Source organism: Betaproteobacteria bacterium (genome assembly GCA_016720925.1).
GTDB lineage: Bacteria > Pseudomonadota > Gammaproteobacteria > Burkholderiales > Usitatibacteraceae > UKL13-2.
In genome coordinates, this window is record JADKJR010000001.1 from 505,189 (window position 1) to 527,867 (window position 22,679).

A 22,679-nucleotide genomic window follows, 5' to 3' on the forward strand; every position below is an offset into this window, starting at 1 on the left:
ACGAATGGCCAGGCACACCCTGTGGGGGCCTGTGACATGACGGAGCGGAACCATATTTCCCGCGTCTGGGATATTGTCGAAAGACACGCGTCGGTATGCTGACGACGCAATTTAGCGGCGGCTTGCGCGCGCGACCGCTGGAAGCGCGGGCTGACCGCGAGGCCGGCATCATCTGGTTCGTGACCGATGTGCGCGGCGCCAAGGACGATGAGATCGAGGCGTCTCAAGACATCGGGCTCGTCTTCATCGATGCGGGCGATGGCGCCTATCTCTCTATCACCGGCCGCGCTTTCGTGACACGCGCCACTGCCAGGACGAAAGAAATCTGGAGAAAGACCGACGACGTCTGGTTTGAGGGCGGGCTCGCCGATCCGAATGTGCGAGTGCTTCGCATAGAGCCGATGACGGCCGAACTATGGGACGGGCCGTCAAGCGCGGCGGTGGTGGCTTTCGAATTCGCCAAGAAGCGATAGGAATTGACAATGATCATCGCGACATACGCTTGTACACATCGTAAGCACCAAGAAGAACTCGAATGCTTGCGGATTCCGTGCCGCCTGTGTTTCGTGGAAAGACTGCCCCATCCTTGTCCAAAAGTCTGGCCTCCGGCATTCGCCGAATCTGGCGGTGGATTTTGAGAGGCGCGCATGGCCGTATTGATCGACCCGGATAGGAGCAAACTGCGCGCGGTGCCGCGCCTGCTACAAATCCTGCGCATGCTCACCCGACACAAGTTTCTGGGCGCCTTGTTTGGCAGGGGCCACTGGCCGCCACCGAAGGAGGTGCGAGAAACCCTCGAAGAACTGGGAGTGGTCTTCCTTAAATTCGGGCAGGTGCTCGCGATGCGGCGCGACCTGCTGCCGGCTGCCTATACCAAAGAGCTGGAACAGTTGCATGACCAGTTGCCGGCGATGAGCATTGCCGTCGTGCGCGCGCGAGTCAAAACGGAGCTGGGTGCGCCGGTAACGGAATTGTTCGCGTCATTCGCCGAAACACCATTGGGTTCCGCCACCATTGCCCAGGTGCATGAAGCAACCATGCTGGACGGGCGGCGCGTGGCGGTGAAGGTGCAGCGCCCCGGCCTCAAGATAAAGATCGCCACCGATATGGCGGCGCTCAATTACTTGGTGGCATTGGGCGAAAAGCTGTTTCCGCGCCTGCGCGCGCTCGATCTCCCGTCTGTCGTGCGCGAATTTTCCGTTAGTCTGAACCGGGAAACCGATTTCACCCGCGAAGCGCGCTCCATCGTGCTGTTTCGCACCGCGATGGCGGATTTCCCGGATCTGTGGATTCCGGATGTCGTACCGGAGTGTACTGGCGGTGCGGTGCTCACATTGGAGTTCTCGGCCGGGAAACGGATCGATCATTACGCCAAGCGGCACGCGGACGCGATGCCGAAGGCGATGAACACGCTGGTCACGATGATGCTGCAAACTATTTTCGAAGAAGGCTTGTTTCACGCCGACCCGCATCCCGGCAATGTCTTTATTCTGCCCGACAAGCGTGTTTCCCTGCTCGATTTCGGCAATACCGGCGAACTTGACGGGCCGATGCGTGAATCGCTGACACTTCTGCTCGAAGCGGTCGTCAAAGGCGATGCGCGGTCCGCCACCGAGGCTTATCTGGAAATGGCGCCGGGAAGCGAAAAGTCGATCGCGCGGCACTGCTGGTGGACATCAAGGCGGCGCTGTATGAAATCCGCCGGACCAATCTGACGGAGGTTTCCATCGGCGATGCATTCGAGTCCCTGCTGCGCGCCGGCAGCCGCAACGGCGTCCACAATCCCGGCGAGTTCGTTATGTTGACGCGTGCGTTCGTCATCCTTGAATCCATGATCGGCAAACTCGCCCCGGAACATAACTACATGGAGTCGTTTCGCCATGAAATCTCCCGCCTGACCGCGCAGCACTTCTCGCCCGCGCGGATAAAAGACAATACCACCCGGCTGGCGCGCGACGTGGAGCGCCTGATCATGGATGCGCCCGGCGATACACGTCGGGTCCTGCGGCGATTTGCCGAAGGCGATCTGGGCAGACTGCCGAGTCTGGAGGCGCTGGGAGCTCGATTCAGTCGAAATCTTGAGCGGCTCGCGCATGCTGTCGCGTTTGCGGCGCTGGTGATCGGCGGCTCGATGCTGCTGCTGACGCCGATGGGCGGTTGGCATCACACTGTCGGCGAGGCAATGATACTCAGTGGCATTGCCGGCATGGTTATCGCCGCTATTGGCGCATTGCGTCGCGACCATGGCCATCGATGATGTTCGCCTTTAAGCGCTGCAAGACCAGGCGAACGGCAGGCGCCCGTAACGGAAACACGGATTCATTCAACCCCAAAGGACACACCATCATGAAAACCTCAATACTCATTGCCGCAGGCGTTGCCTGCGCACTGGCGGCGCCCGTCATCTTTGGCGCCGACCTCAAAGTCAAGGCGCTTTCCCCGGCAGAAGATGCGACCCAGAAAACGGTGCTGATCGGCCGCACCGTCGTCGACAAGATGATCATCAGTCTTGAGATCGAAGGCGCGGAAAGCATGTGGATGCAGATGGGCAATCCGCCCAAATGGATGGAGCAGCCGGCGGCCAAGGGCGAACTCTTTCACGTCGAAGTCAAGCCTGTCGATCCCGGTTCCGGGACGCGCATCCCCTACGCCGAAGTCAAGTTCAGCGCCGTGAACCGAGACAACAAGAAAACCGTGTCGGGCACGCTGCATCCGAGCTGGGGCGACAGCGGCCTGCATTACGCCTATAACAGCGCGCTCGCAGGCGACGGCAATTATGACGTGACGGTTACGGTGGGAGTGCCAACCTTCGGACGCACCGCGAAGAACAAGGACCTGTGGACAAAACCGGTTACCAGCAGATTCCACTTCAAGCTCGCGGGCGTAAAAGTCGTGGAAGTAACGGAGCCTGCGTCCGAGTCGAAGTGAGTGTGCCGACCACGGTTGCCGCTGCGCTGGATCGATTGTGGACCATGCATGGGGAGCCGGATACTAACGCGAGATGTCAGCCAATTTTTGTATTTACGCGAAACGAAACAGGTAAGTTTCTGACGACAGTGGCGGAGAACATATCTGCCAGTTCCTGCAAGTTAACAGAACTGTAATGACGCGGTCAGCTTTCAGTCGGCACCCGAGGCTCAAACTTCATTCCATCGTGGCACCTTATGCGCGTGGTTGCCAAGTCCAAGCTTGGCGAATGAAACGACTCAACCAACAGGAGTTTGCCATGTTCAAGAAAACCATTCCCATCGCTGTTGCTGTAGGCCTGTCCCTGTCCGCCGGTGCAGCCGTTGCCGACCAGACGTTCCATACGGCGAACGATGAGGCCGGCGCAATCATGCACTACGTGCCGGGCACCAAATCGCGAACGCAAGTAGAGGCGGAGCGGACTAAGGCCGCAAAGAATGACGTGACCGCGGACGGCTGGCGCTACGTGGGTGGCGAAACCGGCTGGGAGCTGGTTCAGCATGCCGTCGATTTCCACAACGGAAAGTGGGCGCATGCCGACAAGTTCGATCACAACACGCCTAAGCCCAGCCTTGCTTCGCTCGAACGAGCGAGAAAGCAGTATCAAGACTTGTATTCCGGCGGCTAAGGATGCTGCGACAAGTCTGCTGAACGTGCGCCATTGCCATGACTCCATTTCGGAAAGTTGATTTTCATGGAGCGTAGATTACTTCTTGCCGCGATAGGTTGCATCCCGTTAGTCGCACAATCGGTTTCCAGTACCGACGTGGTTTCCCAAAAATCCGCTGAACAGGATTCAACCGGCCACCGTCGCCAGGTGGGTATTGCGCTAGGCGGTGGCTCAATCCATGGGATGGCGCATGTGGGCGTGTTGAAAGCCCTTGCCGAGAAGAGTCTTCCGATTCAGTACATCGCCGGCACCAGCGCAGGAGCCATTGTTGGCGTGCTCGCGGCGGCACAATTGTCGCACCGCGAAATCGAGATGATCGTTCGGCGCATCGAGTGGCCTGGCGTAATGAGCCTTTCGTGGTCCGGCAAAGGACTAATGCAACACGCCAAACTGCGATCATTGATCGATAGCGCGCTGGGCAATCGAAGAATTGAACAATTGCCGATCCCATTCGGTGCGATCGCGACGGACGTAACGACCGGTGAGCGTGTAATCATTCGCGCAGGAGCAGCGGGCGCGGCGATTGGCGCATCGTCCAGTGTCCCGGTGCTCTTTGAACCCGTCAAAATTGAGGGACGCGATCTGGTCGACGGCGGTTTGACAGAGCCGGTACCAGTCATCGCGGTGCGCGAGATGGGGGCGGACTTTGTCATCGGCGTGGATGTCGCCTTTCGACCAAGTGAAGAACGGTTTCAGGGGCTGACCGGCGTTGCGTTTCAGACCATGCATATCATGGCAAATGCCTTGATCAACGAGCAGATACCCCGGGCCGATGTTGCAATTCGCATGAATCTGCATCCATTGATTGGCATGGAAAACTCGCATGAACAACTAATTGCCGCTGGCTATGCCGCAACGATGCGCGTGTGGCCAGCGCTGGAACTGGCGTTGTCATGAAGTTCATTTTGGCGCGTCTGAACCCGACGGCCCTGTTTGACTTGCCTCGTTCGCGGCATTTCGATCTGAAGTCCGCAGAAAGTAAGAATTGCCATAGCTCGTGGTCCCACCGTGTGCGAACAGTTTCAATTTCACTTGGCAGTCACATTGAGCAAGGCAAGGATTCACGTGCGGCCTCATTTCACAACAGTCTTGCCAGACTTGTAGCTACATCCCTCACATCGGAGTTCGCATGAATTGGTTATTGTTGACGACGCACGCCCTGTTTGCATTGAGTATGGTACTCGGGGCGGCGACGGGAATAGCCGGAGATTTCTCGGACAAATACCCGAGGATCTTGCGAGAGGCGCTGACCGAGGCGACGACGAATAACCCTGACGTGCTGTCCGCACGAAAGGAATTCGAAGCTGCGCAACAACGGGTCGCGCCAGCCGGCGCGCTTGATGACCCCATGCTGGAAGCGGGGTTCACCGATCTGCCTACTTCGCTGCGATTCAACCGAGAGGACATGACGCAAAAAATGATTGGCATATCGCAACGGATTCCGTATCCGGGAAAACGTGCTTTGCGTGAAAGTCTTGCCAACCGCGACGCTGACACGCGCCGCTATGCATACCATGAGGTCGTCAATCGCGTTTCGAAAGAGGTGAAGCTCGCGTATTTTGACTTAGCCTTGGCGCAAGAGTCGGCGCGACTGACCGAGAAAAACAAGCGCGTGCTTGAGCAATTCCTTGCTATCGCGGAGTCGCGTTATACCGTCGGGCTGGCAACCCAGGCGGACGTGCTGAAGGCACAGACGCAGGTCGCGAAAATGGCGGACGAACTGCTTAAGCTGGCGCGCGAGCAACGAAATATGGACGCTGAACTGAATCGCGCGCTTGGCCGTGGCGACGAAAAGCAAGCGCCGCAGCCTGAGTTGCCGGTATTGAGAACTGTCTCGATAAAACTTGAAGACCTGCGTGCCCAAGCGCGAAACTCGCGCCCACAGCTCCAATCCCTGCAAAGCGCGACAACACGCAACGACACGGCAGTCGAGCTTGCGCGCAAGGATTATTTTCCGGACTTCGATATCAAGTTGTCCTATGGTCAGCGCGACAGAATGCCCACTGGCGAGCGGCGCGACGACATGGTCAGCCTCACGGTCGCGATCAATCTGCCCGTATGGGGCAAGCAAAAAATAGAACCCCGCGTGATGGAAGCGATTGCCATGCGGGACCAGGCAGCCAGCATGGTCCGCGGATTTCAGAATGAGATAAATACCCGCCTTCGGCAGGAAATCGCCAACCAGGAGCAAAGCTTCAAGTCGGCGCGACTCTATGACAACGTCCTCTTACCACAGGCGCGCCTGACCGTGGAGTCTTCGCTCGCCGCCTATCAAGTCAACCGGGTGGATTTTTTCACGCTGCTTGATAACCAGATGACTGTTTTCAACTATGAGATTGCCTACGTCAGCGCCGTGGTCAGTCAAGCTAAAGCGCTGGCGGAAATTGAATTCGTGACCGGAGGGGAATTGTAGCTTGCGCACCAAATGGCTGATTTGCAGCAGGGATCAGGCCATTTCATTTTCTAACCACGTATTGGAGCAAATCATGAACATGCCACAAAGCAATAAACGACGCTTTCTCTCTCCACCGCTCGCTGCCGGCATATTTTTCGCGGCGCTGGTTTTAGGAGGTTGCGCAACAGAAAGACCCATCGCACTTCAGGGCCTTGAACAACGCATCGAAAATGCACGCACTGAAGCTGACCATCGCGACATCGCAGCCGTGTATGAACAACAAGCGAGCACGGATAAGGCGTCCGCGGAAAAGCATCGCAAGTTCGCGGAAGCTTATGCGAAGTCATGGACCCAGGGCGTGCCCTGGACCCGTGGAGCGGGCAACGTGCCAAAGGGCAATCCGGCGATGGTGAAGCACTGCGAGAATCTGGCGAATCTTTATGAACAGGCGGCAAAAACCAATCTCGAACTTGCTGCGGAGCACCGCCGGGCTGCCGTCGGGAATACGAAGTAACAAAGGCGGAATGCCTTGCAACGATCCCCCGGCAAAGCCCGGGGAACTTTCAGAAAAGTCACTGGAGATTGCATCATGCTCATTCGAAAATCAGTTGTCTTGGCCGCGCTCATTGTGGCGAGCCTTACAGGCAATGCCGCGGAACTGAAGACCGTCCAGGTCTTCAAAAGCCCGACGTGTGGTTGCTGTGGACAGTATGTCGAGTACCTGAAAAAAAATGGGCTCGAGGTGTCGGTCGTCAATACGCTCGACACGAGGTTCGTGCACGCCAAATACGGCGTATCAAACAAGCTACAAAGCTGCCATACCGCGCTCATAAATGGCTATGTCGTGGAAGGACATGTGCCTATTGGTGCGATCAGGAAACTGGTTAGCGAAGATAGAAAAATCAAGGGTATTTCACTGCCGGGCATGCCCGCGGGTTCCCCTGGAATGGGGCCGGTGAAGCCTGGCACGCTGACCGTGTATGAGATTCCGGACGGCGATGAAAAGCCAAAAGTGTTTTCGGTCGAATGAGATGCGCAGCCGAAACCGTGACCCTCTCCGCCATTCCGGGGAATAACCATGGGATAACCACGCGTCGTCCGGACCCTTGTCTTCGCGCCGGAATGATCTTCGTCGGTCGGTGTGCTACCAATGACCGGTTCGGGAAATCAGGGCGTGGGCTTTTTTTGAATTGATCGAGTAGTGGGAGAAAAATCTTGAAACGCATAGCAGCGACAATGATTGTGGCGGCGCTCGTCGCAGCAGCACTTGGGGGCGGTTACTGGTGGGGTACGAAGAGAGCGGCAGCGACCACCGCAATGGCAGATGGAATGGGCGCGAAAGGCGAGCGCAAAATCCTCTACTACCGCAACCCAATGGGTTTGCCGGATACCTCGCCTACCCAGAAGAAGGATCCAATGGGCATGGATTACATCGCGGTCTACGAGGGCGAACCAAACGATGAACCTGCATCCGTCAACCAAGTCATCATCAGTACCGAAAAAGTACAGAAACTCGGCGTCAAAACGGAAGTGGCGCGCATGCGTTCGCTCACCAGGGCCGTTCGTGCCGCTGGTCGGATCGACCCGGACGAGCGCCGTACCTATGCCATTTCCCCCAAGTTTGAGGGATATGTTGAACGTCTGCTCGTCAATGCGACTGGCCAGCCGGTCAGCAAAGGCCAGCCACTGTTTGAGGTCTACAGTCCGGAACTGGTCTCGGCCCAGCGCGAATACGCCATCGCCGCCAAGGGTGTGGAATCGCTCACGGAGGCGGGTGGAGAAGCGCAGGCCAGCATGCGCCGATTGGCAGAATCGAGTCTGATTCGCCTCAAGAATTGGGATATCTCGGAAGAACAGATAAACGTACTCGCCAAGTCCGGGCAAACCAGGCGCACGTTGACGTTTCGTTCGCCGGTTGCAGGCATCGTGACCGAGAAGAAAGCCGTGCAAGGCATGCGTTTCATGCCAGGTGAGGCGTTATACCAGATCACGGATCTCTCCCGTGTTTGGGTCATTGCAGACCTTTTCGAGCAAGACATCGCACTGGTGACGTCGGGTGCCAAGGCCAAGATCAAAATTAATGCCTATCCCGATAAGCTATTCGAAGGCAACGTTACCTATGTCTATCCGACCCTAAAGCTCGAGACCCGCACGGTACCGGTTCGGATTGAATTATCCAATCCAGGCGCATTGCTCAAGCCCGGGATGTTCGCCCAGGTCGAATTGGGTGTCGCGGCCAGTGGCGCCGTAGTCACCGTGCCGGTCACGGCGGTGATTGATAGTGGTACCCGTCAGATCGTCCTCGTCCAGGCCAGGGAAGGCCGCTATGAGCCGCGAGAGGTCAAACTCGGCGCACGCAGCGATGACTATGTCGAGGTCCTGAACGGCGTGAAGGATGGCGAAGCCGTGGTGATCGCGGCCAATTTTCTGATCGATGCCGAAAGTAATTTGAAGGCGGCGATAGGCGGCTTCGGCCACGCCGCGCACAGTGACGGCAAGACAGCGTCGGACGCAGGCAACGTGAAACCGGAACCAATGGGCGCAGGCCACCGGGCAGAAGGTACCGTGGAAGCATTGGATGCGAAAGCCGGCACGGTGAGCATCCGCCACGGGCCGGTGGAAAGTCTCAAATGGCCAGCCATGACCATGGAGTTCAAGTTGGCCAACGCGGCGCTGCAAGAAGGCCTGAAGGCGGGCGCTAAAGTTGGCTTTGAGTTTGTCGAACGTCAGCCCGGCGAATGGGTCATCACAGCGGTCAAACCGGTGGCGTCCGCCAAGGAGTCCGGCGCCCCGGTCGCGGCAGTTACGCCTCACGCTGCTCATTGACGGGAGACACCATGCTGGCCAAAATCATCGACTGGTCGGGCAGGAACCGTTTCATGGTTCTGCTCGCCACCCTGTTCGTCACCCTCGGCGGTATTTTTGCCGTGCTGCGAACACCTATTGACGCATTGCCCGACCTCTCCGACGTGCAGGTCATCGTCTACACCGAGTACCCCGGTCAGGCGCCGCAAGTGGTGGAAGATCAAGTCACCTATCCACTGACCACGTCCATGCTCTCCGTGCCGAAATCCAAGGTGGTTCGGGGATTCTCGTTCTTCGGCGCGTCTTTCGTCTACATCATCTTCGAGGACGGTACCGACATCTACTGGGCACGCTCGCGTGTGCTGGAATACCTGAATTTTGCATCGAGCCGCATGCCCAAGGGGGTTACGCCCTCGCTCGGGCCGGACGCCACCGGCGTTGGCTGGGTCTACCAGTACGCGCTGCTGGCAAAGGACAAGACGCTGGCGGAACTGCGTACCATCCAGGACTGGTACGTACGCTACCAGCTGACCAAGGCGCACGGTGTCGCCGAGGTGGCCTCCATCGGCGGCTTTGTCCAAACCTATCAGGTTACCGTCGACCCGGTGAAGTTGCGGGCCTACAACATCCCCTTGATGAAGGTCGCTCAGGTCATCCGCGATTCCAATCGCGATGTCGGCGGCCGGGTTGTGGAGATGGCCGAGACAGAGTACATGGTGCGCGGCGAAGGCTATCTACGCGGCAAGGGCGACATCGAAATGCTGGTTGTCAAGAGTGACAAAGGCACCCCTGTGCTGATTCGCGACATCGCCAGGGTGGAACTCGCGCCGGACGAGAGGCGCGGCCTGACCGAACTCAATGGTGAAGGTGAAGTCGTGTCGGGTATTGCCATGGCACGCTATGGTCAGAATGCCCTAGAAGTCATCCATAACCTGAAAGCCAAGATCGCCGAAATTGGTCCGGGTCTTCCCGATGGAGTGACCGTGCAGACGGTCTACGACCGCTCCGAACTCATTCACCGTGCCATCGACACCCTTAAGCGAACACTGCTGGAAGAATCGGTCATCGTCGCATTGGTCTGCTTTGTGTTCCTGCTGCATGTGCGTAGCGCCTTGGTCGCTATCCTGATGTTGCCCGTGGGCATACTCATCTCCTTCATCGCCATGCGCCTGCTCGGCATGAACTCCAATCTCATGAGCCTTGGTGGCATTGCCATCGCTATCGGCGCCATGATCGACGCGGCCATCGTCATGATCGAAAACGCCCACAAGCATCTGGAACGCTTGCCCGAGGGGCATTCTGACAGCGATCGTGTTACCGCCATGCTTGTGGCGTGCAAAGAAGTCGGGCCAGCGTTGTTTTTTTCGCTGCTCATTATCACCGTCTCATTCCTGCCGGTCTTTAGCCTCGAAGGTCAAGAAGGAAGGCTGTTTTCGCCACTCGCATACACGAAGACCTTTTCCATGGCCGGTGCAGCCATCCTCTCGGTAACCTTGGTGCCGGTGCTGATGATGATGTTCATCCGCGGCAAGATCATGCCGGAAGCCAGGAATCCGGTTAATCGCTTTCTGATCTGGGTCTATCGACCGATCATTGCCGGAGTGATGCGCTGGAAGAAAATGACCATCATCGCCGCCTTGGTGGTTTTGGGCGTGTCGATCTACCCTGCCTCCAAGCTCGGTTCCGAGTTCATGCCGACGCTCAACGAGGGATCACTGCTCTACATGCCAGCCTCGCTGCCGGGTATGTCGATCACCAAGGCTGCGGAACTGATGCAGACCCAGAACAAAATCATCAAGAGCTTTCCGGAAGTGACATCCGTCTACGGCAAGGCCGGTCGTGCCAACACGGCAACGGATCCGGCACCAACCGAGATGTTTGAAACGGTGATCAACCTCAAGCCGGAATCCGAGTGGCGACCTGGCATGACCACCGACAAGCTGATTGCGGAGCTCGATAAGGCGCTGCAATTCCCCGGTGTCGCGAATGCGTGGACCATGCCGATAAAGGCCCGCATCGATATGCTGTCAACGGGTATTCGCACGCCGATCGGTATCAAGGTCTTCGGCAAGGACCTCGATGAAATGGAGAAGCTGGCCAAGGAAATCGAGGCCGTGGTGAAGGCTGTTCCCGGCACCACCAGCGCCTTTGCCGAACGCATCACTGGCGGCTTCTATCTCAACATCAAACCGGACCGTGAACAACTTGCCCGCTATGGGCTGGCCGTCGGCGACCTGCAAGACGTGATTGGCACAGCACTGGGTGGTGAAATGGTGACCACCACGGTCGAAGGTCGCGAGCGATTCGGCGTTACCATCCGCTATCCGCGCGAGCTGCGCGCCGATCCGCAGCAGATTGCCCGCGAGGTGCTGATACCGACGATGGATGGCGCCATGATCCCCTTGGGACAATTGGCCAAAGTTGTTGTCGCCAAGGGGGCGCCAGGCATCCGGACCGAGAATGCGTTGCTGTCCGCCTACATCTACGTGGACATCCGCGACCGCGACATCGGCGGCTACGTCGCCGACGCGAAGAAGGCGGTGGCGGACAAGATCAAATTCCCGTCTGGCTATTACGTCACCTGGAGTGGTCAGTTCGAGTACATGGAACGGGCCATCGAGACGATGAAGATCGTCATTCCGGTGACGCTGTTATCAATCTTTCTGCTGCTCTATCTCAACTTTCGGCGCATAACAGAAACGCTGATTGTGATGCTTTCGGTACCCTTTGCGCTGATCGGCGGGGTGTGGTTGATGTGGGTTTTGAACTACAACCTCTCGGTGGCAGTTGCGGTCGGCTTTATTGCACTCGCTGGGGTGGCGGCCGAGACCGGGGTAATTATGCTGATTTACCTCGATCACGCTTGGGAGGCAGTCAAGGAAAAATGCCGCGTCGCCGGGCGCACGCCGAGTGTCACTGACCTCTACGAAGCCGTCATGGAGGGCGCCGTCGAGCGCGTGCGACCGAAGATGATGACCGTGGTGGCAATCATGGCAGGCCTCCTGCCAATCATGTGGGGAACGGGAACTGGTTCGGAAGTAATGAGCCGCATCGCGGCGCCCATGGTGGGCGGCATGATTTCCTCGACCGTGCTCACGCTCGCTGTGATTCCCGCAATTTACGCGCTGGTCAAGCAATGGCGCCTTAAGCGGGGTATCGAATGCTAACCGTCGCTATTGGTGAAATATTTGGGCCATGGCTTGCAAATCCCCAAAAAATGGGATATATTCCCATTTCAAAAAGTCGAATTGCTTATAGATCATGTCCGAATCGCGTGCCGATCTTTCTCTTGCTGCTGCCTTGCGTGTATTGGCGCCGATGGTCGAGTTGATGTTGCGTGAGGGGGTGACCTATCCCCGCTTCGCCAACGCACTCAAGACGACATTTCTCGAATCCGCCACGAGCCTTCTCGAAGAAAGTTCGGCGCGGGTCAATGATTCGCGCATCAGTGCCTTGACGGGCATTCACCGCAAAGATGTACGCGAGTGGCGCTCGGTCGGCCAGCCTCGCCCCCAGGCTAAAACCCTCGGCGCGGCCATGGAAGTCTTTACCCGTTGGGCGAATGATCCGGAATATTGCGACAAGAAAGGGCAGCCACGGGTGCTGGATCGCGCCGGTGGTCCCGGCTCGTTTGAGGCACTGGCGGTCTCTATATCGAATGACGTCCACCCGCACACGTTGTTGCAGGAGTTGATACGCCTTGGCGTTGCGCGGCGCGCCGAGGCCACCGCGAATGGAGAAAACGACAAAGTCAGCCTGTGTCTTGAGGCTTTTGTGCCCAAGGAAGGGACCGCTGAATTGTTGCGGTTGTTCTCCGATAACGTCGGCGATCATCTCGCCGCAGCCGTGCACAACTTGACGGACAGCGGTACCCCGATGCTCGAGCAGAGCGTGTTTGCCGATAACCTGCGCCCGGAATCAGTGGTCGCCATGAACAAATTGGCCCGTCAAATCTGGTCAAGCGCTTTCCATGAAATTGTCCGCAACGCCACGGTCCTGAGTGATCAAGACCGGGGCCAGTCCGACGCTGATCAACGCATCCGAATCGGCATGTATTTCTATCACGGCCCCAATCTCAAACCCTAGTTCAGTTCGCTGTCTTTGCATTTCTCAGGAGTCTCAAATGTCCACTTACTCGTTTGTGCGTATCCGAATCATCATCGCGATGGTCGTGACGATGTTGCTTGCAACCGCGTGCGGCGGGGGAGGCGGGGATAGCGCCGTCGCCGGCGTCGGCTCCGGCGGCACAGGCTATATCAGCGGGACGGTCACCAAAGGGCCGGTGGGCAATGGCACGATGGCTGGCTTTGCCATCAGCAACGGTCAAATGGGCGCACAAATCGGCACGGCAACGACCGGCGCCAATGGCAACTTCACCATGTCCATCGGTGCACACGCCGGCGCCGTCATGTTACAGGTGAGCGGCGGAAGCTACGTGGACGAAGCCACGGGCGCAACGATGGCCATGGCATCAGGTGACGTGATGACCGCCATCATGCCGCCGGTTGCTGCTGGCGCAAACAGCACTGGTATCCAGGTGACGCCGGTCACCGCCATGGCGCAAACGCTGGCGCACCGCATGGCGGGCGGCATGACGGACGCCAATATTGCAACGGCGAATACCGCCATGGGTAACTATTTCTCGGTGAACGACATCCTGCACGTTCCACCGATCAATACCCTGGTGGCGGGTTCGGGCGCCGGCGCAAGCCAGGATGCACAGAACTACGGTATGACGCTGGCGGCGATGTCGAAATATGCGCAGACCCTTGGCCTGAATTCCACCTCGGCCATGGTCACCGCGCTAATGAACGATGCCTCGGACGGAATGATGGATGGCAAGGCCGGCAGCGCACCCGTGCAAATGGGTGGCATGGGCGGCATGGCGGGTGGAATGATGCCGTCAAACGCGGGAACGACGGGGATGGGTGCCGCCATGAATGCCTTCATGAACTCCGCGCAAAACCGATCCGGCATCATGACGGCGGCGCTTGTGAACAAGCTGAATGGGTCGGGCGGCCAGATCCTCAGTGGTATGCCACCCGTCAGCAATGCGACGGTGAGTGGAACCGTGTTCAACGGACCAGTAAGCAATGCAACCGTCGTGGCCCTCGCGATCAACAATGGCGCGATGGGCGCGCAGATCGCCAGCGTCACCACCGATAGCCAGGGCAACTTCAGCCTTTCGCTGGGCACCTACACCGGCCCCGTGATGTTGCAGATGAGCGGCGCAAGCTACATCGATGCGGCAACCCAGACAACCATGATGATGGCGGCAAACGAATTCATGAGCGCTCTGCTGCCGACCGTAGCCAGCGGGGCGAATGTGACCGGTATCTGGATCACTCCGCTCACGGCCATGGCACAGAGCCGGGCGCTGGGCATGAGCGGCGGTATGACGGACGCCAACATCGTCGCGGCGAATATGGCCATGGGCAACTACTTCCTGGTCAACGATATCCTCCACACGCGACCCATGAATCCCACAGTATCAGGTTCTGGCGCCGGTGCGAGCCAGGATCAGCGCAACTATGGCATGGCGCTGGCCGCCATGTCGCAATACGCCAAGTCATTCAATATGTCGGTCTCCTCGTCTCTCTGCACGGCGATGATGAACGACGCGTTCGATGGCGTCATGGACGGCAAAAAAGGGACCACGCAGATTTCCATGTCGATGGGCGGGATGATGGGGACAAGCATGATGCAAGCAAATGCAGGCACCAGTGGCCTGGCGACAGCGATGACCGGATTCATGAATTCCGCCGCAAACATGTCAGGCCTGACGATCGCGGACATGGCGGCACTGATGCAAAGGCTGAACGGCTCCAATGGGCACATTTGATGCTCGGGCATTTGGGGCACGGAAACCATGGAGATAACATCATGCGACCCAACGACGCGACGCAGTTTGAGCTGATTGACCCCGTTTGCGGCGCGTCGATCAACACCGCGTCGCCGCATTACTGTGTGCGCGGCGGGGCGCTGTTCTACTTCTGCAGCGAGGCGTGCCGTGCGCGTTTCATGGCCGGTCCGTTGCGCGTCGTCGTCATCGACTTGCCGGCACATGACGAATCCACACCCGTTCCGGCGCTGCCAGTTGTCGAGGTTCGTGAAGAACCGGGTCGCCAGACGATGGCGGAAGGTGCCTTGAAGCCCGGCGGCAAACATCAACATCGGGCGCATGTCGGATTGCGCGGGCAGATTGGCTTGTGGTTCCTCGCAAGGCGTGAGCGCCGTCATGCCGCGCGAGCGAGCGACGAACTGCTGGCGCTGTATCGCACGGTCTCCGCCGATCATCCCAAAATGCCTGAGAGGGAACGCTTCAAGCTGGTGGTCATGATACGCACAGGCTGCGATTCGATGGCGGCCGACGCGATCCTGGAATGCGCGGAGGAGAGTTTCGCGGAATGGCCGGCGCGGCGCGAGCTGACCTTGTGCGATGTGGTGCATTACCTATCGGTGACAGAGTTTCTCTCGGCCCACGAAGGCGAAGGCGGGATCCATTCCAATATCGCCCTCGTGGTCACGTCACGCGTCCCGCGCAATCTTTGCGTTTTGCGCAGGAAGAACTGAGTGTTTTACCCAATCGTCTGGCGCTTCGCCGATCACGGAATCAACGCGTGCGCGTCTTAAATAAATCGAGGAATGAATGAATCTGCCCATTGATGAAGAACGCCGCGAAATACTGACCGGATTGGCCGCGCTCGGCCTGTTGGGACTAACGGGTTGCGGCAGCGGCGGTGGCGGCGACAACAACGCGGGGGCCATTACCGGTAGCAGCGCGCAATCAACTGGCACCTCAGGCGCGAACAGCCTGAGGCTGCCGATCACATTATCCGGAAACAATATCAGCGCCGCCGCGGGAAGCTACGATCTCGGCAGCGGCGCACGCACCGGCGCGCTGCTGTACAACGGCCAATGGCCATCGCCTTTGATCCGGCTCGCGGCGGGCGGCACGCTCGACCTCACCTTGCAAAACCAGTTGACGGAATCCACCAACATTCACTGGCACGGGTTGGCTGCGGCAGCGGGCATGGACGGCCATCCCACCGAACGGGTCGCGCCCGGTAACAGCAAGCGCTACACCTTCACGGTCAATGAGCGTCCCGGCACCTATTGGTATCATCCGCATCCCGACGGGGCGACGGCGCGGCAGGCGTATTCCGGACTCGCGGGAATGCTGATTGTCGACGACGGCAACGACGCCGCGCGCGGACTGCCGACCGGCGTGCGTGACATTCCGCTGGTGCTCGCCGACAAGCGCGTGAGCAATGGCGCGTTGATTTATCAGCCAACCGCCATGGATTTCATGACCGGCTGGCTCGGCAATACGATGACGGTCAACGGAATGTCCGGGTCGATTTCAGCCAGTGTCGAGCCCGCGATCATCCGCTTGCGGCTACTGAATGCGTCGAATGCGCGCGTCCTGAATCCGGCGCTGGTAGACGGCCGCAATTTTTGGTTGATTGGTACCGACGGCGGCTTAATGCCAGCACCTGTCGTGGTGACCAGCCTGCTGCTTGCGCCGGGCGAACGCGCGGAGATATTGCTGGACCTGCGCGGCGATGCCGGAAAATCGATCCGGTTCGTCAGTGCGGCGTTCGCGCTATCGGGCGGCATGATGGGCGGAGGGATGATGGGCACGGCGCCACCGCAAGGCAGCGCCTTCGACTTGATTACTTTTGTTGTCTCGACCGCCGTCGCCGCCAATGCGGGCACGATCCCGGCCGTCTTTTCCGCCATCATCCGGCTCGATCCGGCGGCGGCAACCACGAGCCGCGTATTCGAGCTGACGGAAATGGGCGGCATGAGCAACGGCCTGCATCGCATTAACGGTCTCGTCTACGATAGCGCGCGCATCGATTTCGTCGCCCGGCACGGCGATCTTGAGCGCTGGCAATTCGTCAACCGCGGCGGCGAGCCGCATCCGATGCACGTGCACGGCACTCAATTTCAGGTGGTGTCACGCGATGGCAGTGCGGCGAATCGCCTGCCGACCGACTTTGGCTGGAAGGACACGGTGCTGGTGCGTTCCATGGAAACGGTTGAGATCGTGCTGCGTTTCGCCGTTGCCGGCAATTACGTACTTCATTGCCATAACCTCGAACACGAGGACGACGGCATGATGCTGAATTTCAATGTCGTGCAATTTGTTTCGTTTGCATAGTATTGTGTTTAAGCAATGCCGGAGTAGGCCAATAATTCTCACGAAAATGGTGCTAAGCCGTATCGCTACCCCGCGTTGAATTTCCGGATCAGCATGCTTTTCGTTGCCTTGTCTTTCAGGTTTGTTCTATCACCCACCGCGATGCGTCCACGCTCTACGGTCACCACTATTGTTGGCTTATTGGTTAACGAGTCGGCAACGTGGACAAAACTGTAATGACGCGGCCAGCTTTCTGACGGCAGCCGAAGGTCACACTTCATTCCATCGCGGGCACTTTGCAGCGCGGTTACCAAGCGAAAACCTGGTAAATGAAACGATCAATAGGAGTTTGCCATGTTCAATAAAATCATCCCCATTTCTGTTGCCCTGTTCCTGTCGGCTGGCATAGCCGTTGCCGACCAGACATTTCATGCGTCGAACGATGAACCCAGCTCGGTCATGCACATCGTTCCAAGTACTGAAACGCGGACGCAAATAGATGCTGGGCGAAATGAAGCTACCAAGGAGCCGGCAACTTTTCATGGCTGGCGCTACGTCAACAGTGATACCGGTTGGGAGCTTGTTCAGCACGCCTACGAATTCCGCAATGGAAAATGGGTCCATGCTGACAAGCTTGGTCACAACCCGCCAAAGCCAAGCCCGGCTTCGCTCGATCAAGAGCGCGCGCGGAAAGAAACTACAAAGAACGCCTTAACCGTGAATGGTTGGCATGGTTGGCGCTACGTCGACAGCGAAACGGGCTGGGAGGCTGTTCCGCATGCCTACACTTTCCGCAACGGAACATTGGTGCATACGGACTAGTTTGATTCTAGGCGGTTGAAACCAAACCTTACCTCCACAAAAATCGCGAAAGCGATCATACGAACTGTTCTCGCGGGGGCGAGGAGGCTGCGATCAATTTGATCCCGGCATATTCGCCGCCAATGCGACGCCTCTTATGACTGCGCTTCTACAAAGACTTGATGTATGCGGAAAACAATTCTTCCCGAACGGAGTAACAATGCCTCCATTGACACAAAAAAACGCATTCCTATCTTCTTTCAGCGCATCATTACTTTGGTCACGTCCCTTTTCGCCCGCTTCCCAGCTACCATTTAGACAAGACGCCTAGATTTGGCGGCACTCTCGTGCTGAAGTCAGATCGGCAAGCCGTGCTCAATATTTATGATGAGCCTCACGACCTGATCGTCGTTCCCCGCGAGCATTGCTTCAATCGGCGTCCATCCACCGAGTAGCAGGTCTAGGTGCGACATCCCGTGATAGGCCGCATTTTCCGTGTCGAGCGCCTGACACGCGCACGCACTGATCTTAACCAAACGCGAATCCGACTCCAGGCGCTTGGAGAGCTTGGCGATGCACGACGCCTTCACGACCAAGGCGACCTTTTCCCGCGGCAACCCTGCGTTTAGAAAATCCGCCGCCGCGCTTGCGCTCAGTAACCTATGCAAGCTTGCCAAGCGGTGCTCGGCTCTGGCTCGGTCACTCGTCAATTCCCTCCAGCGGATCACGGATTTGATCGTCCTGAAAACGCTCGGCCTTGCTTAGGAAGTCAGCAGGCACGTCAGCCGCTTTACGCGCGGCAAAAAAGCCTGCCCAATATGTCGACCGGCTTGAGATCACAACGTCGCCCGTCACCGGATCGCGACGGATGTAAACCAGCTTACCCTTGAAGCGGTATTTTTCTGGCAGTCGCACAGCCCGGCTGCGGCCGATGGTGAAAAGTTTAGCGGTATCGAAACATGGTGGCCTCCCGGATTTCAAAATGTTGTTCGCTGCTATTTCCGAGTGTGTCTGGGTTCTTCCCGCCAGATTTTCTTGCGTGACGCGTATTCTTTTCGTCCCTCCACTGGCGGCACGCACATAGCGCGCGTCTTGCCTCGGATCGGCGAAGGACTCAAGAAATGTCCGCAATGTCATTTGCGATAACGCTATCAAGGTATCGTCGCACCGCCCGAAGGTCGGCAACTTGGCCGCCGCGCATATAGTCCAACGCCGACTTTCCCTTGAAGAGCGGTGCCGTATTCGGCTTGTGCATCCAGCCATCTGCCAGGTCCGCCTTTGGCAACAGTATTTGCAACGCTTTGTAGATGCCGAAGATGTATGACAGCCGCACCAGCGTGTCCGGCTTAAGCGAACGGTTCTTCAACTTTCGCCATCGATAGTAAGTGGATCGGCTGCGAATCCCCAGTAACACCATCTGCGTCGGAACATCCAACGTCCAACGTGCCGCGATACGAAAGAACACCGCCAGCCCTTTCCGTCCCACGTCGGGCGATTTCAAGTCCAAAGGCTGTTCGCCTGAAAGTTTTTGGTTGGCCAATTTATGCATGGTGACCGGGTTGGCGCCAACGTGGCGCAAAAAAGACCAGCGAGTTGTTGCCTGGAACGGCGGATCAAACGACGGCAAATGGCCGAGCGTTCCGGCGCAAAAAATCCCCAAATCCCAGCCATGGGATTACACTACCACACTTGCTAAGTAACTGTTTCATTGCGTTTTTCCGGGATTCAACGCTTTTTAACGCGTTTTCGTGCCGTATCCCGGAAATCCCCCCATGAGCCTGCGTTGGCGACCATCGGGAAAATGGACCGCTGCAATTTAACCGGAGGGGCAACATGGCAATCCTGCTGGATGGGGTCAATGTTGACGTACAGCGGGTGCTATGTAGGAACGATTTCTACAAGCGGATGACGAGCCAGGCGAACCATCGGTTTGGCAGGACGTTTACCGGCCGAAAAAGCGAGCGGGCGACTAAATCTGAAGCGGACTGAGGTGAACGACGAACGCATCGAATTTTTTAAGGAGCGATAGCCATGAAGTGTCCCAACTGTGGCGAGTCAACGCTGGTGCATGACACACGTGATGTGTCCTACCGTTACAGGGGCCTGTCAACAATACTTCCCAAGGTGACGGGCGATTTCTGTGGTGCCTGCGACGAATCCATTCTGGACGCGGCGGCGTCACGGCGGACGATGCGTCTGATGCTGAGGTTCGGTCAGCAGGTCAACGCGGCGGCGTAGCCCTCGCTTGCCGATTGCGACGCGCTAATAAGGAAGTTCGCATGGAACCATTACTCGATGTAGTCAAGGTTGAAGCCCGGGCAGGTTACACGCTGTATCTTGAGTTTGAGAACGGCGAAAAGCGGCTGTTTGACATGTCACCGTATATGGATGAGAAACCCTTCTCTCAATTGAAGGATCATTCCCGATTTGCGATGGCGTCAATCACGAATGGAACCGTCGGTTGGCCCGGGGATATCGATATTGCGCCCGAAACGCTCTACGACCGATCGAGACCTGTGCTGTGAATAAGGATGAAATAACTTTCGCCAGCAAGATCAGAAAGGCCCGGTGTAATCGTGGCTGCCGCCCAAAATCGATTTGACCTTCACGCGCTCCAAGAGGCCTGGCGCGTCTTTGAGGCGACGACCGGTCTTCGTTCCATTCATACCGAAGCCGAGTACGACATCACGGTAGCCCTCATGAATACGTTGCTGGACGCGGTCGGCGATAGCGACGACCACGCGTTGGCCGGACTGCTCGATCTGGGTGGGGGATCTGGTCTCGATATACGAACAGAAACACCACGCTATTGCGCCGGACCTGTTGTCGTCGGGAAACAGCGTGACATGATTCATTCGTTCAGTCGCACCCAGCGATTCCACGAGTCGAAATTGTACCGTGGAGGTGACGACGGTCTTGACCAGTTATTCTCAATCGACGGCGATGACAATACGTCTTACCTGCGGAGGGAAACATGGAACCACTGAATCGAATCACGCAGCAACCAGAAGTTATGGGTGGCAAGGCGCGCATCCGCGGAATGCGTGTCACAGTTGGAATGATCCTGGGGCAAATTGGCGCCGGGCGTAGCGTCGACGAGCTTCTCGTTGATTACCCGTACCTTGAACGCGAAGACGTCGTGCAGGCGCTTCGCTATGCCGCAAGGACCGTCAACGAATGATTGAATCAGGGGGCAGTTGACGAAACTTTGCTCGCCACAATCACGCACGACGAAGGTGCGAACAGAATAGATGAGGCGGTCGCCATGGAAATCCAGTTTGCTGTTGTGACGGTCGAAGTCCAACCAACAGGCAATTGCTAACCAACAATGACGACGACCTCAATCCAACTTGACCCTGCAACCGAACGACGACTAGACCGCCTCGCCGCCCAGACCGGCCGTACCAAGGCGTATCTGCTTCGCGCGCTCATCGCGAGCGGTCTGGATGATTTAGAAGACTTTTACCGGGCAGCGGCAATATTGGAACGTGCACGGAATGGCGAAGAGACAATTCATTCTGCCGATCAGGTGAGAGCGGAATTGGGCTTGGACAAATGAGCAAAGAGAGAAGACCGGAAACAACCCTGCAGGCACCTCAATCCGATAGTGACCAGCCTCGGTGGCGATCGCAATCAACCCGTGGATTCGCCGCCGCCCTCCGGGAAACGCCATCATTGTTACCTGCCGCGGCTAATTGTCAGATATTTGAAACTCACGAATCAAAAGGAGCGCCCCATGAAAAGCAAAGTCACTACCGCGCAGGTGCCACAGCCGCTTTTGGAAAAGGTTGACGAGATCGCCGCGCGCCGGAAGCGATCGCGGGGCTGGGTATTGACCCAGGCGCTGACCGCGTGGATCGATCGGGAAGAAGAGCGAAGGCGCCCAGCGCTGGAAGCGATGGCGGACATGGACGCCGGAAGAGCCAACAACGCTGCCATCGTCCGCGCCAAAATGCCTCGCCTGGTTGATGGCAAAAAATCGAAGAAAGAAATTGAAACCCCAGTGGATGAAATGCGCGCCAGTTATCGACGCGAGGATTTCGCGGCACTTGAGCGCGGTAAGTTTCATGCGCAGGCCCTGAAAGCCCAATTTGGTGCCAGTCATGTGACGCCAGCCGGTGTGAACATCTTTGCGGACTTGGGATTCCCTCCGTTGGAAGCGGCCATGTTGCTCGAGAAAAGTGATCGGCTCATCGCCGAGAAGCTCGCTGTGAAGGGTAAGAAGACGCCGCTGACTCGGAGCTTCCGGGTAACAGTTAGAGAGCGAATTGCACGCGACCCCGAATTTGCCCGCGCACTTCGCACCGAGGCGGCCATGCTTAAAGACGATTCCACCGAAGAGAAGCGCCCGCGGCAAACCAGGAAAGTGGCGCTCAAGAAGTGAAGTGCACGGCCATTCGCGATGCCACGGGTGCTGCATTGCGGCGCGAATACTACTCCAGCGACCGTCAGTTCCCGCCACCTCTTAAAACTGCCAACCTAACCAATTGCAACGTGATTTGAAAATGTTTTTGGAAAGGATGAGAAAGACGGCGAGCCTTATATTTCACGACCGCCCATTCCTATGGGCTGTCCGGCAAATTGGCCGTGCCAGTGCCCCTCGCCAATATCAGGTTTTCTTTTTGATCAACTGATGAAGACTCTCCAACCCTTCGCGCTCAAGAACGGTACCAAGTTTCGCATCTGCCCGATATCCTGGCGCAATGCCATCGCCATCCTCTTTTCGAATAGTGGCGACTAGCGTGTCGCTACGCTTCTTCCGGATTTCTCCGCTTTGGTCGCGCTGCCTTCCATCAAGGCCTTTTGGAAAATGCTTTGTCGCCATGGGTACCTCCACTGTTGGAATGAGTGCATAAAGTTTACTGCTCATCTACTGCGTTGTTGCCGCAAAAGGA

The 22,679-nt window shown here is 57.5% G+C and carries 26 protein-coding genes and 1 pseudogene; 22 read left to right on the plus strand and 5 right to left on the minus strand.

The window, feature by feature from the left end:
- Positions 1–36 precede the first annotated feature (36 nt).
- The 16 genes and pseudogenes from IPP88_02455 (at position 37) to IPP88_02530 (ending at position 17,805) form a co-directional block, all read left to right on the plus strand.
- Positions 37–473: pseudogene (locus tag IPP88_02455) on the plus strand (pyridoxamine 5'-phosphate oxidase family protein).
- A gap of 174 nt (positions 474–647) precedes the next feature.
- A complete protein-coding gene (locus tag IPP88_02460; GenBank protein MBL0121619.1) occupies positions 648–1,715 on the plus strand; it encodes an AarF/ABC1/UbiB kinase family protein in 1,068 nt (355 codons plus the stop codon).
- Positions 1,670–2,257, plus strand: a complete 588-nt coding sequence (locus IPP88_02465) for a hypothetical protein (GenBank protein MBL0121620.1) — start codon at positions 1,670–1,672, stop codon at positions 2,255–2,257. The genes IPP88_02460 and IPP88_02465 overlap by 46 nt, the downstream gene beginning before the upstream one ends.
- An 89-nt stretch (positions 2,258–2,346) precedes the next feature.
- Positions 2,347–2,928, plus strand: coding sequence for an iron transporter (locus IPP88_02470; protein ID MBL0121621.1), 582 nt, complete (start codon positions 2,347–2,349; stop codon positions 2,926–2,928).
- 298 nt (positions 2,929–3,226) lie between these two features.
- Positions 3,227–3,595 (plus strand): hypothetical protein, encoded by a 369-nt coding sequence (locus tag IPP88_02475; GenBank protein MBL0121622.1) that lies wholly within the window; start codon positions 3,227–3,229, stop codon positions 3,593–3,595.
- A gap of 66 nt (positions 3,596–3,661) precedes the next feature.
- The gene (locus IPP88_02480; GenBank protein ID MBL0121623.1) at positions 3,662–4,534 is read left to right on the plus strand and encodes a patatin-like phospholipase family protein; all 873 of its coding nucleotides are present in this window, start codon (positions 3,662–3,664) and stop codon (positions 4,532–4,534) included.
- 232 nt (positions 4,535–4,766) lie between these two features.
- The gene (locus IPP88_02485) at positions 4,767–6,050 is read left to right on the plus strand and encodes a TolC family protein (GenBank protein MBL0121624.1); all 1,284 of its coding nucleotides are present in this window, start codon (positions 4,767–4,769) and stop codon (positions 6,048–6,050) included.
- 1 nt (position 6,051) lies between these two features.
- A complete protein-coding gene (locus IPP88_02490; GenBank protein MBL0121625.1) occupies positions 6,052–6,546 on the plus strand; it encodes a hypothetical protein in 495 nt (164 codons plus the stop codon).
- Between the two features lie 75 nt (positions 6,547–6,621).
- Complete coding sequence (locus IPP88_02495; GenBank protein ID MBL0121626.1) at positions 6,622–7,062, plus strand: CopG family transcriptional regulator; 441 nt, start codon at positions 6,622–6,624, stop codon at positions 7,060–7,062.
- A 206-nt stretch (positions 7,063–7,268) separates the two neighbouring features.
- Complete coding sequence (locus IPP88_02500; GenBank protein MBL0121627.1) at positions 7,269–8,858, plus strand: efflux RND transporter periplasmic adaptor subunit; 1,590 nt, start codon at positions 7,269–7,271, stop codon at positions 8,856–8,858.
- Positions 8,859–8,869: 11 nt separating this feature from the next.
- On the plus strand, positions 8,870–12,004 hold the full coding sequence (locus IPP88_02505; GenBank protein ID MBL0121628.1) for an efflux RND transporter permease subunit: 3,135 nt from the start codon (positions 8,870–8,872) through the stop codon (positions 12,002–12,004).
- 94 nt (positions 12,005–12,098) lie between these two features.
- Positions 12,099–12,923: a hypothetical protein gene (locus IPP88_02510; protein ID MBL0121629.1), complete on the plus strand. Its 825-nt coding sequence runs from the start codon at positions 12,099–12,101 to the stop codon at positions 12,921–12,923.
- Between the two features lie 37 nt (positions 12,924–12,960).
- Positions 12,961–14,679, plus strand: a complete 1,719-nt coding sequence (locus IPP88_02515) for a carboxypeptidase regulatory-like domain-containing protein (protein MBL0121630.1) — start codon at positions 12,961–12,963, stop codon at positions 14,677–14,679.
- 41 nt (positions 14,680–14,720) lie between these two features.
- Entirely contained in the window at positions 14,721–15,410 is a 690-nt protein-coding gene (locus tag IPP88_02520; protein ID MBL0121631.1) for a YHS domain-containing protein, read from the plus strand.
- A 76-nt stretch (positions 15,411–15,486) separates the two neighbouring features.
- The gene (locus tag IPP88_02525) at positions 15,487–17,004 is read left to right on the plus strand and encodes a multicopper oxidase domain-containing protein (protein MBL0121632.1); all 1,518 of its coding nucleotides are present in this window, start codon (positions 15,487–15,489) and stop codon (positions 17,002–17,004) included.
- Between the two features lie 333 nt (positions 17,005–17,337).
- Positions 17,338–17,805, plus strand: coding sequence for a hypothetical protein (locus tag IPP88_02530; protein MBL0121633.1), 468 nt, complete (start codon positions 17,338–17,340; stop codon positions 17,803–17,805).
- Between the two features lie 335 nt (positions 17,806–18,140).
- Here IPP88_02530 and IPP88_02535 read toward each other — a convergent pair whose 3' ends face one another.
- The 3 genes from IPP88_02535 to IPP88_02545 all read right to left on the minus strand — a co-directional run bounded on the left by IPP88_02535 (position 18,141) and on the right by IPP88_02545 (position 19,333).
- Positions 18,141–18,452, minus strand: a complete 312-nt coding sequence (locus tag IPP88_02535) for a hypothetical protein (GenBank protein MBL0121634.1) — start codon at positions 18,450–18,452, stop codon at positions 18,141–18,143.
- A 31-nt stretch (positions 18,453–18,483) separates the two neighbouring features.
- Positions 18,484–18,765: an AbrB/MazE/SpoVT family DNA-binding domain-containing protein gene (locus IPP88_02540; protein MBL0121635.1), complete on the minus strand. Its 282-nt coding sequence runs from the start codon at positions 18,763–18,765 to the stop codon at positions 18,484–18,486.
- A 133-nt stretch (positions 18,766–18,898) separates the two neighbouring features.
- Positions 18,899–19,333, minus strand: coding sequence for a DUF2384 domain-containing protein (locus IPP88_02545; protein MBL0121636.1), 435 nt, complete (start codon positions 19,331–19,333; stop codon positions 18,899–18,901).
- A gap of 284 nt (positions 19,334–19,617) precedes the next feature.
- Here IPP88_02545 and IPP88_02550 point away from each other — a divergent pair, with 284 nt between their 5' ends.
- Genes IPP88_02550 through IPP88_02560 form a run of 3 tightly spaced genes read left to right on the plus strand, consistent with a single transcriptional unit; the run spans position 19,618 to position 20,309 of the window.
- Positions 19,618–19,773 (plus strand): hypothetical protein, encoded by a 156-nt coding sequence (locus tag IPP88_02550; GenBank protein MBL0121637.1) that lies wholly within the window; start codon positions 19,618–19,620, stop codon positions 19,771–19,773.
- Between the two features lie 42 nt (positions 19,774–19,815).
- Positions 19,816–20,022, plus strand: coding sequence for a type II toxin-antitoxin system MqsA family antitoxin (locus IPP88_02555; protein MBL0121638.1), 207 nt, complete (start codon positions 19,816–19,818; stop codon positions 20,020–20,022).
- Positions 20,023–20,063: 41 nt separating this feature from the next.
- A complete protein-coding gene (locus IPP88_02560) occupies positions 20,064–20,309 on the plus strand; it encodes a DUF2442 domain-containing protein (protein MBL0121639.1) in 246 nt (81 codons plus the stop codon).
- A gap of 30 nt (positions 20,310–20,339) precedes the next feature.
- Here IPP88_02560 and IPP88_02565 read toward each other — a convergent pair whose 3' ends face one another.
- Positions 20,340–20,639: a hypothetical protein gene (locus IPP88_02565; protein ID MBL0121640.1), complete on the minus strand. Its 300-nt coding sequence runs from the start codon at positions 20,637–20,639 to the stop codon at positions 20,340–20,342.
- Between the two features lie 119 nt (positions 20,640–20,758).
- Here IPP88_02565 and IPP88_02570 point away from each other — a divergent pair, with 119 nt between their 5' ends.
- The 3 genes from IPP88_02570 (at position 20,759) to IPP88_02580 (ending at position 22,168) form a co-directional block, all read left to right on the plus strand.
- Positions 20,759–20,965 (plus strand): DUF433 domain-containing protein, encoded by a 207-nt coding sequence (locus IPP88_02570; GenBank protein MBL0121641.1) that lies wholly within the window; start codon positions 20,759–20,761, stop codon positions 20,963–20,965.
- Positions 20,966–21,112: 147 nt separating this feature from the next.
- The gene (locus IPP88_02575) at positions 21,113–21,343 is read left to right on the plus strand and encodes a ribbon-helix-helix protein, CopG family (GenBank protein MBL0121642.1); all 231 of its coding nucleotides are present in this window, start codon (positions 21,113–21,115) and stop codon (positions 21,341–21,343) included.
- 177 nt (positions 21,344–21,520) lie between these two features.
- Positions 21,521–22,168: a ribbon-helix-helix protein, CopG family gene (locus IPP88_02580; GenBank protein MBL0121643.1), complete on the plus strand. Its 648-nt coding sequence runs from the start codon at positions 21,521–21,523 to the stop codon at positions 22,166–22,168.
- Positions 22,169–22,393: 225 nt separating this feature from the next.
- On the opposite strand, the gene IPP88_02585 is transcribed toward IPP88_02580, so the two are convergent.
- Positions 22,394–22,609: a hypothetical protein gene (locus IPP88_02585; GenBank protein ID MBL0121644.1), complete on the minus strand. Its 216-nt coding sequence runs from the start codon at positions 22,607–22,609 to the stop codon at positions 22,394–22,396.
- Positions 22,610–22,679 lie beyond the last annotated feature (70 nt).